Origin of the sequence: Sphingorhabdus sp., from assembly GCF_044354325.1 — a bacterium.
GTDB lineage: Bacteria > Pseudomonadota > Alphaproteobacteria > Sphingomonadales > Sphingomonadaceae > Sphingorhabdus_B.
The window spans coordinates 1-11,147 of the sequence record NZ_JBILAF010000069.1 but is presented as its reverse complement, the minus strand read 5'-3'; the positions used below and the strand labels follow the sequence as shown (position 1 = coordinate 11,147).

Here is an 11,147-nt window from a genome sequence, read left to right as displayed (position 1 = left end):
CCAAAGGCGGTGCCGCGCCAGTTGCGGCCGGTCACGAGTTGGAATGGACGGGTAGCAATCTCTTTGCCCGCTTCGGCCACACCAATGATGATGCTGGTGCCCCAACCCCGATGGCATGCCTCAAGCGCGGTGCGCATCACTTCGGTGTTGCCGGTGGCATCAAAGGTGTAGTCTGCGCCGCCGTCGGTCATGGCCACGATTGCGGCAACAACATCTTCGCGGCTCATGCCCCTGGAGTTCAGGAACGCGGTCATGCCGAACTTGCGGCCCCATTCTTCGCGATCAGGATTGATATCAACGCCAATAATCATCCCAGCGCCCGCCAGACGTGCGCCTTGAATAACGTTCAGCCCAATGCCGCCAAGGCCAAAGACAACGACATTGTCGCCGACTTGCACCTTTGCCGTGTTGACCACGGCGCCAACGCCTGTGGTGACGCCGCAACCGATATAGCAGCTTGACTGGAACGGTGCGTCTTCACGGATTTTAGCAACGGCGATTTCCGGAAGCACGGTGAAGTTCGAAAATGTCGAACAGCCCATATAATGGAATATCGGCTGGCCCTTATAGCTGAAGCGCGTTGTGCCGTCGGGCATCAGGCCCTTGCCCTGTGTCGCGCGAATGGCGGTGCACAGGTTGGTTTTGCCGGACAGGCAGCTTTTGCACTGGCGGCATTCCGGTGTGTACAATGGAATAACATGATCGCCGGGCTTTACGCTGGTCACGCCTGCGCCGACTTCGCGCACGATCCCTGCGCCTTCATGGCCAAGCACGCTTGGGAAAATCCCCTCGCTGTCAAAGCCATCGAGCGTATAGGCATCTGTATGGCAAATGCCGGTCGCCATGATCTCAACCAAAACTTCACCAGCCTTGGGACCCTCAAGGTCAAGCTCGACAATCTCAAGTGGCTTCTTCGCTTCAAAGGCAACTGCTGCGCGCGTCTTCATATTAATCGGGTCTCCTAAACTTAACCAAATCGTTGGGCGGGTTGCGCCCGTTTATTTGAACACAATCGTGCGGTTGCCATTCAGCATCACGCGATGCTCCAGATGCAGCTTGACCGCCCGCGACAGAACCCGGCTTTCGGTTTCCTGCCCCTGCGCTATTAAATCGTCAACCGTATCGGCATGGTCAACGATCGACACGTCTTGGGTAATGATTGGACCTTCATCAAGGTCGGGTGTCACATAATGCGCCGTAGCGCCGACCATTTTGACGCCGCGCTCATAGGCACGGTGATATGGCTTTGCGCCTTTGAAGCCCGGCAGGAAGCTGTGATGAATGTTGATAACGCGCCCATCAAGCTTCCGGCAAAGCTGGTCTGAAAGCACCTGCATATACCGGGCGAGGATGACGAGGTCGACATTCTGTTCTTCCACCATCGCCAGCAGTTTGGCTTCTTGTTCCAGCTTGTTTTCTGGCGTCACTGGCAAATGATGGAATGGGATGCCTTCATGCTCTGCGCGGCGCTGCCAATTTTGGTGGTTGGAAACGACGCTTGTTATTTCCATCGGCAACCGCTTGGTTGCTGTGCGGTAAAGAAGGTCGTTCAGACAATGGCCGCCTTGGCTAACCATGATCATCGCGCGCAGCTTTTTACGCAAATCGTGAATGCGCCATTCCAAACGGAACGCCGCAGCAACAGGCAGGAACGCCGCCTCGAAACTTTCCGTCGTCACATCAGCGGGGCAGTTGATGGCGATCCGCATAAAGAACCGTCCGGTTACCTCGTCGCCATATTGCGAGCTTTCGACGATGTTGCAGTCCTGGCTGGCAATTGAATTGGCCACCGCTGCGACGATACCCTTACGGTCGTCGCACACAATCAACAGTACAAAATCTGCGCCCATATGCATTATCAATCCTCATCTCGCAAAACGTGGGACCGCGTAGCCGTCGAAGTCCACGCTATCCATTGCTCTCATCCATATATTAGGTCTTCTAATCGCAACATGTAGATGAAATGATTGGTCGGGGAATTTAATTTACCAATCACGAAAATTTGGTCAATTGCTTGACGGGGGCTCCAGTTTCAGTCTTATTGATGGAGATTTAGAAGCCCCAGTTATTTGGGGATGGTTGAGGGGAAGAAAATTGAAAAGTTATTTGAAAATTTCGACCGCGGCGCTTGTTATTGCATCGGCTAGTGTCGGCATCGGCATAAACCCTGCATTTGCGCAGCAAACAGCTGAAGAGCAGGACCGCGGTATTGCAGATATCGTTGTGACCGCAACACGCCGTGAAGAGTCGGCAAACCGCGTGCCGCTTGCAATTACTGCCTTGGGCGGTGAATCGCTAAGCGATCTCAACATCACGAAATTCGACAAGCTGATCGAATATCTGCCGAATGTTCGCGCTGCTTCGCGTGGTCCAGGTGCATCGTCCATCTTTATCCGCGGTCTTTCAACAGATTCGCCGGGACTGCAAATTGCTGGTACCGCTGGCGCGCAGCCTACGGTCGCATTGTACATCAACGACGCGCCAGCATCGCTCGTCGGACGTAACCTTGACCTTTATGCGGTTGATCTTCAGCGCGTCGAAGTTCTGGCAGGTCCGCAGGGAACGCTCTTCGGCGCAAGTGCGATGGGTGGCGCGGTCCGCTACATCACCAACAAGCCTGATACGAGCGAATTCCATGCTGGTTTCAACTCGAGCTACGCCTTCACCAAGGGTGGCGAAGAAAGCGTTGCTGGCGACGCATTCATCAACATCCCGCTTGTTAAAGACAAGCTGGCATTCCGCGCTGTGTTCTACACCGACCGTCAGGGTGGTTATATCGACAATATCGCAGGAACATACCAAATGCCGTTCAACGGCAATGTGGGCGTTGCTGGAAAATTGCCAACGGGTAACCCATTGTTGGTCATGCGTGCAATTGCCTCGTGTGCTGGGGTTGCGAATTGCACGGGCAGCCTCTATCGCGCGCCAACACGTCAGACGATCAACAATGACGCATTTGTAGAAGATAACTACAACGACGCGACCTACCGCGGTGCCCGTGCTGCGCTGACTTGGAAAGTCACGGACGATTGGTCTGTCGATCTGATGCATGTTCGTCAGGAACTCGACACTGACGGTGTATTCGACTTCGAACCTGATGTGGGCGACCTGAAGGTTACAAAGTTCGGTGACAACTCGCTGCGTGACCGCGTGAGTCTCTCGACATGGGGCGTTAATGGCCGTTTGGGCGCGCTTGACGTGATTTACACAGGATCGTTCATGAAGCATCGTGCGACGCAAGTTGCCGATTATGCCGGATATTCTAATATCGGGCTATATTTGCCTTATTATGAATGTGACGCAGGGGTTTATTATACTAGCCGGGCCCAGACCGCGGGTAATACATGCTACGCACCAAACAAAAGCTATCAGGTTCGCAACCGTACAGAGCGTATGACGCAAGAACTTCGTGTAACAACGCCCGCCGATAAGCGTCTTCGCGGTACCTTTGGTTTGTTCTACGATGATAACAAATTGTTCGACAATACCGACTGGTCATATCTGCAAGAGGCTGCTGGTTATATCTACCGTCGCGCTCCGAATGGTTCGGTAAATGCTAATGACACGAGTGTTCGTCCTGTCAAGGTCGGCTTCTTCAACGATATCCAGCGTAAGGATACGCAGTTTGCTGCTTATGGTGAGGCGTCCTTTGATATCGTTCCAGACAAGCTAACTTTCACTGGCGGTCTTCGTTATTATGATGAAAAGGCTTCTATCAACGGTTCGTCGAATGGCAGCTTTGGTGGTGCACGTGGTGTTTATAACGCCACTACCGGAACCTACACGGCGGCAACTTCAGGTCCAGCGACGTATAATGTCAGCGCCAACTTGAATGTACTTTACGCTGACGCTTCGCCAGCAAAGTATAGCGGCACGTTGTATAAAGCCAACTTGACCTATCGCCTCGACGAATCTTCGTTGGTTTATGCGACATACTCGGATGGTTTCCGCCCAGGTGGCTTCAACCGTCGTCCGTGCCGCGTACCAAGTGCGATTTGCCCTACCAATGCAGACTTTGTCCGTTTGGGTTCCTATGTACCTGACAAGGTGCAAAACTATGAAGTTGGTGGTAAGTTCTCGCTGCTTGATCGTCGTTTGCAGGTCAATTTCGCTGCGTATCAGATCGACTGGAGCAACATCCAGATCACTGTTTTTGACCAGAATATCTCGAACCAAACATTCACGACAAACTTGCTTGATGCCCGAATCAGAGGTTTGGAGGGCGATGTAACGTGGCGCACATCGCCTGAACTAACGTTCAATAGTGCGTTTTCGTTCAATGACTCTGAAATGACGAAGTACCGGAAAAACACAACGGTGCTCCGTCCTTTGGGTGGTCCGCTTGCTTTGAGCCCCAAATTCCAGTTCAATGCGCGTCTGCATTGGGAAAAGGAACTTGCCTCAGGTCTCGCTCCATTCGCGCAAATCGGCATTCATTATGTTGGCAAGAGCATCTCTGACGTTATCGACAATGTCGACATTCGTTACGGCGGCAGCACTGCAGTCTATAACGGTGTAACAGTCCGTGCTGGCGACGTGATCGCGCCAATAAAGGCTGCGCAGAACCTTGGTTCATACACCACAGCTGGGGCATCGCTTGGTGTCTCGAAGGATGAGTGGCGTTTGGAATTGTTTGGTGACAACCTGACCGACGCGCGTCCCGAGCTTTACAAGAGCGGGAATGACGGTGAGCTGCGTACAACGACCTCGCGTCCACGTACAATCGGCCTACGTTTCTCGTACAAGATTTAAGCAACACGGCGGGCGCCCCTGGGAAACCGGGGGCGCTTTGCCATTTCTGCATTTCGGCATTGCGTTAAGCGTGCGAATTGCGGCAGGGTTCGTGCAATCGTTCGTCACAATATGGGAGAATAGGTGACAATGTTGGCCGAGGCCTCGCCGGATAATATTGACGCCATTTTGCGTGAAGCGCGGTCGCATTTGCAAAATGCCCGCTTTGCCGACGCGGAGGCTTTGTGCGCGCGCATATTGGAAGCCGCGCCGGATAACATTGATGCTCTGTACACTTTGGCGGTAACGCAGCGGATGCAGCGGCAAGTTCCTGCGGCGCTCACCACAATTGATAGATTAATCGCCATCGATGCCGGTTACGGCCGTGCGTGGCAAGAACGCGGGCATTGTTTTCGCGATAGCGGTTCGACCGAAGAGGCAATCGCAGCTTACCAGCGCGCAGTAACCCACAACGGCGCATTGGTCGCAAGCTGGCGCATACTTTCGCAAATGCATGATAAAGCCGGGCGCGAGGGGCCGGCTAATTTTGCGCATGCCCAATATACCCATCTTTCCGCTCTTCCACCTGAGTTGCTAAGCGTTGCCAGTTTCATTCAGGAAGGGCGTATCTACAAGGCAGAGCAATTGTGCCGTGCGTTCCTGCAACGCAACGGTCACCATGTTGAGGCCATGCGCCTGCTTGCCGACATCGGCATGAAATTCAACGCCTATGACGAAGCGGAATTTTTGCTGGAATCTTGCAAGGTTCTGGAGCCAGATAATGTCAGCGCGCATTTCGATTATGTGAAAGTATTGCGCAAACGCCAAAAATTCGAACTGGCACTTAGCGAAGCGTCGGAACTGCGCGAAAAAGAACCGGGTAACCCCGAGTTTGAAATGCTGTACGCCAATGAAAATCTGGCCGTCGGCAATTTTGATGAAGCGATGCTGATTTATGAGGCGCTGCTTGGGTCTATGCCGAATAATCCAGGTATAAACCTGACCTACGGCCATGCGCTTAAGACCGTCGGGCGGCAGGATGATGCCATTTCCGCCTATCGCCGCGCCTATCAGGTGCGGCCAGACTGCGGTGATGCCTATTGGAGCTTGGCCAATCTCAAGACTTACCGTTTTGACGATAGTGAGATTGCCCAAATGCGGGAACGACAAGCGTCGCCCATGACGGCACTGGATGACCGCTATCACCTCTGTTTTGCATTGGGTAAGGCGCTTGAGGATCGCGGCGAACATAGCGCTTCGTTCGAATATTATGAGCTCGGCAATCGTTTGAAGCGCGAGGAGCTGAAATATAATCCCAGCAGGCTGTCCAACGAAATGCAGCTGCAGCGTGAGCTGGTGACCACTGACCTGCTTGAGAAATTTGCCGGTGCAGGCTGCCCAGCGCGGGACCCGATTTTCATTGTCGGGTTGCCACGTGCGGGTTCGACCTTGCTCGAGCAAATTCTTGCATCGCACAGTCAGGTTGAAGGGACGATGGAGCTCCCGAATATCTTTGCGTTGGCCTTCAGGCTTGACCGGCAGCGCGTTGTTGGCGAGGCGCCCGAATATCCCGGCAACTTGGCGGATTTGACGCACGAAGACGTCACCCGCTTTGGCGAAGAATTTATCCGCGACACGCAAATTTACCGCAAGGGCGGCACACCCTTTTTCATTGATAAAATGCCGAACAATTTCCGCCACATCGGCCTCATCAACATGATTTTGCCGAACGCCAAGATTATCGATGCGCGGCGCGGGGCCATGGGATGCTGCTTTAGCGGGTTTAAGCAACTCTTCGCCGAAGGTCAGGAATTCACTTACGGGCTTGAGGAAGTTGGCCAATATTACACTGACTATGTGCAGTTAATGGACCATTGGGACAATGTGTTGCCCGGCAAGATATTGCGCGTCCGTTACGAGGAAGTCGTTGCCGATCTGGAAACGCAGGTCCGTCGTTTGCTAGACTATTGCGGCCTTCCTTTTGAAGAGGCATGTCTCAATTTCCACCAGAATGAACGCGCGGTTCGCACCGCGAGTTCGGAGCAGGTGCGACAACCAATTTTCAAAAGCGGCGTTGATCAATGGGAGAATTTCAGCGAATTTCTCGATCCGCTGCGTAAAAAATTAGGGCCTGAACTGGCCGCAACCTGAGGAGGAATATTATGGCTAACAATGCACCGACTGGTCCAATACATGTCGATGAAGTCTCCTCGCTGGGTCAGCGTTGGTATGTCCTCATCATCATGATGCTGGTGTACACGATCAGCATCGCGGACCGTTATGTTTTGTCCACATTGCTTGGGCCCATTAGCAAAGAACTGAACCTGACGGATACGGAGACCGCATGGCTTGGCCTTCCGCTGGCGCTTTTTTATGTCGTCATGGGTATCCCCTTGTCATGGTTATGTGACCGGACCAATCGTCGCAACCTTCTGGCGGCGTCTGTTGCCGTTTGGTCATTCATGACAGCCATTACCGGTTATACGCGCGGATATTTCGATTTGTTGTTGGCGCGTGTTGGCGTTGGCATTGGTGAGGCTGGCGGCACACCTGCGTGCAACTCCATTATCGCTGACTATTTTCCCGCCGACCGGCGCTCCATGGCTATGACGGTGTTTGCCCTTGGCGCGCCCATCGGGGCGTGGCTGGGTTCGGATATTGCGGGCTATGTCTCGACATTACATGGCTGGCGCGCCGCTTTCTTTGTGTTGGGTGTGCCCGGGATCATTTTGGCGCTGATCATCATGGTAACGATTAAGGAGCCGAAGCGCGGTCGTTTGGACGTCGTAACCGAAGATAAAGCGCCGACGATCATGGAAACAATGAAGTTTCTCTGGTCACAAAAATCGGCGGTGCATGCGATGACCGGAAGCGGCCTGTCTGCATTTTGGGGCTGGGGCCTGATGTGGTTCACGCCTTTGTTCATGCAGCGCACATATGGCATGGATGAGGGCGAAGCCGGCAGCATGCTGGGCTGGATTTATCTTATTGGCGGCATTGGCGCGTCATTATTGACGGCATGGGTGGTGGCACGTCCGACATATACCGACCCACGTAAAATCGCCCGGCTGTTGGCCGTGGTAACGGCATTGGCGACTATCCCGTCGTTTCTTGCATATTATACCCGCGATCTTGGCGTGGCGCAGTTTATGTGGTGGTTGTTCATTCCGGCCATTTATTTCTACATCGGCCCGGCATTCGCACTGTGCCAGAATTTGGCAGCACCGAAAATGCGGGCAATGGCCGTCGCTATATCGTTGGTTGTTGCCAATGTGCTTAACCTGATTATCGCACCGGCAATTGTTGGCGGCCTCAGCGACTTTTTTGACGCTGCAGGTGGCGGCAATGCAGATTCCCTGCGCCTTGCACAGCTTATTCTCGCGCCAACCGGCCTGTGGGCGGCGTGGCATTATTGGCGCGCCGAAAAATACATTATTGAAGATCAAAAGAGAGCCATTGGATATGTCTAATTCGCCGCTGAAGTCTTATATCAATGGCGCGTGGGTTTTGCCTGCGACGTCCACTGCAACAGTGGACGCAGTCAATCCTGCAACAGAAGAAGTCTGCGCCGTCGTTGCTGTTTGCGGCCGTGACGATGTCGATTTGGCCGTCACAGCAGCACGCGCTGCGTTTGATGGATATGCCGCGACCACGCTTGAGCATCGCATTGCGTTGGTGGAAAAGCTGATCACTATTTTCGAACGGCGCTATGGTGAAATGGTAACCGCCATTTCGACCGAGATGGGCGCGCCGTACGATTTGTCGCATGACGCGCAGGCGGAAAGCGGCCCCGGCCATTTACGCGCAACGGTTAAGGCCGTGCGGGAAATGGCGTGGGATTATGATGTTGGCACAGATGGCATCGTCACGCATGAGCCTATCGGCGTTTGCGTGCTGATCACGCCGTGGAACTGGCCGATTAACCAGATCGTGTGCAAGGTTGGTCCCGCATTGATTACGGGCTGCACTATGGTTTTGAAGCCAAGTGAAATGGCGCCGTTGTCGGCGCAGTTGTTCGCTGAAATGGTCGAGGAAGCCGGTTTCCCCAAAGGCGTGTTCAATATGATCCATGGCACGGGCGCTTCCGTCGGTGACGCGCTGACCAGCCACCCTGAAGTGGACATGATCTCGTTTACCGGATCGACGCGTGCAGGCGTTCAGATCGCCAAAAATGCCGCAGATACCGTGAAGCGTGTCGCGCAGGAACTGGGCGGCAAGTCCGCCAACATCGTTTTTGCCGACAGTGATGTGGAGGCCGCGGTCACGCGCGGTGTGCTGCATTGCTTTGGAAATACCGGTCAGTCGTGCAACGCCCCGACGCGCATGCTTGTGGAACAATCGGTCTATGATGAGGCGGTTGCGATTGCAGCACGCGTTGCGAAGGCCGCGAAGCTTGGCGACCCGATGGAGAAGGGCCCACATTATGGCCCCGTGGTCAGCAAGGCACATTATGACAAGATACAGGGGCTAATTCAGGTCGCGATCGACGAAGGTGCGCAGCTTGTTGCCGGCGGTACAGGTCTGGCCGATGGATTTAATCGGGGCTATTATGTGAAACCGACGGTTTTTGCTGGCGTTCACAACAAGATGCGGATTGCCCAAGAAGAAGTGTTTGGCCCTGTGCTGGTGTTGATCCCGTTTAAGGATGAGGCGGAGGCCATCGCCATCGCCAATGACTCGCCATATGGGCTCTATGCCTATGTGCAAACCTGTGACTTGGACCGCGCCCGCCGTGTTTCGCGTTTAATGCGGGCGGGCGGTGTGAGCATTAATGGCACAAGCCAAGATTATATGGCGCCATTTGGCGGGTATAAACAGTCGGGCAATGGCCGCGAATATGGCGAATTTGGTGTGCGCGATTTCCTTGAGATCAAATCGATCAGCGGGTTCCGCGTTCCATGAAACTAACCGATATCGAAACCTTCGTCGTCGGCAATCCGCCACCGCATTTTGGCGGCCGCTATTTCGTGTTCGTAAAACTGACAACCGACAGCGGTGTGTCGGGGATCGGCGAGGCATATTGCGTCCCGTTCGAACCGCATCTGGTTGCCAAAATGATAGAGGATGTGTTCGCGCGCTACGTCGCGGGAAATGATCCGCACGATATCGAAAATATGTGGCGCCGGGTCTATTCCAGCGGTTTTACCCAGCACCCCGACCTCACGCTCATGGGCGTGTTGTCCGCGCTCGAAATGGCCTGTTGGGACATCATTGGCAAGGAAGCCAATAAGCCGGTGTATAAGCTGCTCGGCGGTCAGGTGCACGAACGGTTGCGCGCCTACACCTATATCTACCCGCGGCCCGGCGACACAAAGGATGTTTATCACGACCCTGACCTCGCGGCAGAACGGTCGGCTGAATATCTGAGCCAAGGTTTTACCGCGCTGAAGTTTGATCCTGCTGGACCATATTCGGCGTTTGACGGACGCCAGCTGTCGTTGGAGGCGCTTGACCTGTGCGAGCGGTTTGCCAAGTCCCTGCGTGAAGCGGTTGGCATGAAAGCAGACCTATTGTTCGGGACACATGGTCAAATGACGGCTGCAGGCGCGATCCGGCTGGCCAAACGACTTGAGCCATATGATCCGCTCTGGTTGGAAGAACCCGTACCACCCGATGCGCCTGAGGAGATGGCCAAGGTTGCACGGGCAACGTCCATACCCGTTGCAACCGGTGAACGGCTGACAACCAAATATGATTTCGCACGGCTATTGCGCGCAGGCGCGGCTGCAATTTTGCAAATGAACCTCGGGCGGGTTGGCGGCATATTGGAAGCTAAGAAGATTGCCGCAATGGCGGAAGTTGATCATGTGCAGATCGCGCCGCATCTATATTGCGGACCGATCGTTGGCGCAGCCAATATCCAGATTGCGACCTGTTCGCCAAACTTCCTGATTCTTGAGAGCATTGAGACGTGGGGCGGTTTCCATACGGAAATTTTGAAATCGCCCATCCGGTTTGAAGAGGGGCATGTCATCCCATCGACTGCGCCCGGCTTGGGGGTCGAACTGAACGAAGATGTCGCCCGCGCCAATCCCTATACTGGCGATATGCTGCACCTCGAAATGACGCAGCACCCCGTTCAGTGACCGAGGAATTTGACTATATCATCGTCGGCGCAGGCACGGCGGGTTGTGTGCTGGCCAACCGGTTGACCGAAGATGGCAAGTACAGCGTCTTGTTGTTGGAGGCCGGAGGAAGCGATCGTTCGATCTGGATCCAAATGCCCATTGGCTATGGACGCACCTTTTTCGATAAGCGGATTAACTGGATGTACGACACCGCGCCCGTTGAGGCGCTGGGCGGTCGGCAGAGCTATTGGCCGCGCGGCAAGGTCGTCGGAGGATCAGGGTCCATCAACGCGATGGTCTATGTGCGCGGGCAGCCACGTGATTTCGATGATTGGAAAGCCTTGGGCA

8 protein-coding genes are annotated in these 11,147 nt (G+C 54.3%); 6 read left to right on the top strand and 2 right to left on the bottom strand.

Annotated elements, in window-relative coordinates; all coding sequences use genetic code 11:
* Positions 1-947, bottom strand: a 947-nt coding sequence (locus ACIQ0G_RS07455) for a zinc-binding dehydrogenase (RefSeq protein WP_397577358.1), incomplete at its 3' end; no start/stop codon positions are given.
* Positions 948-998: 51 nt separating this feature from the next.
* Positions 999-1,850: a formyltetrahydrofolate deformylase gene (gene purU / locus ACIQ0G_RS07450; RefSeq protein WP_183942074.1), complete on the bottom strand. Its 852-nt coding sequence runs from the start codon at positions 1,848-1,850 to the stop codon at positions 999-1,001.
* 244 nt (positions 1,851-2,094) lie between these two features.
* On the opposite strand from purU, the gene ACIQ0G_RS07445 reads away from it, so the two are divergent.
* The 6 genes from ACIQ0G_RS07445 to ACIQ0G_RS07420 form a co-directional block, all read left to right on the top strand.
* Entirely contained in the window at positions 2,095-4,752 is a 2,658-nt protein-coding gene (locus ACIQ0G_RS07445) for a TonB-dependent receptor (protein WP_397577357.1), read from the top strand.
* 129 nt (positions 4,753-4,881) lie between these two features.
* On the top strand, positions 4,882-6,882 hold the full coding sequence (locus ACIQ0G_RS07440; protein WP_397577359.1) for a tetratricopeptide repeat-containing sulfotransferase family protein: 2,001 nt from the start codon (positions 4,882-4,884) through the stop codon (positions 6,880-6,882).
* An 11-nt stretch (positions 6,883-6,893) separates the two neighbouring features.
* On the top strand, positions 6,894-8,201 hold the full coding sequence (locus ACIQ0G_RS07435) for a spinster family MFS transporter (protein WP_397577356.1): 1,308 nt from the start codon (positions 6,894-6,896) through the stop codon (positions 8,199-8,201).
* Positions 8,194-9,633: an aldehyde dehydrogenase family protein gene (locus tag ACIQ0G_RS07430; RefSeq protein ID WP_397577355.1), complete on the top strand. Its 1,440-nt coding sequence runs from the start codon at positions 8,194-8,196 to the stop codon at positions 9,631-9,633. Before ACIQ0G_RS07435 ends, ACIQ0G_RS07430 begins: the two co-directional genes overlap by 8 nt.
* Positions 9,630-10,817 (top strand): mandelate racemase/muconate lactonizing enzyme family protein, encoded by a 1,188-nt coding sequence (locus ACIQ0G_RS07425; RefSeq protein ID WP_324479354.1) that lies wholly within the window; start codon positions 9,630-9,632, stop codon positions 10,815-10,817. The genes ACIQ0G_RS07430 and ACIQ0G_RS07425 overlap by 4 nt, the downstream gene beginning before the upstream one ends.
* On the top strand, positions 10,814-11,147 hold a 334-nt coding region (locus tag ACIQ0G_RS07420), incomplete at its 3' end, for a GMC family oxidoreductase N-terminal domain-containing protein (RefSeq protein ID WP_397577354.1). The genes ACIQ0G_RS07425 and ACIQ0G_RS07420, both read left to right, overlap by 4 nt.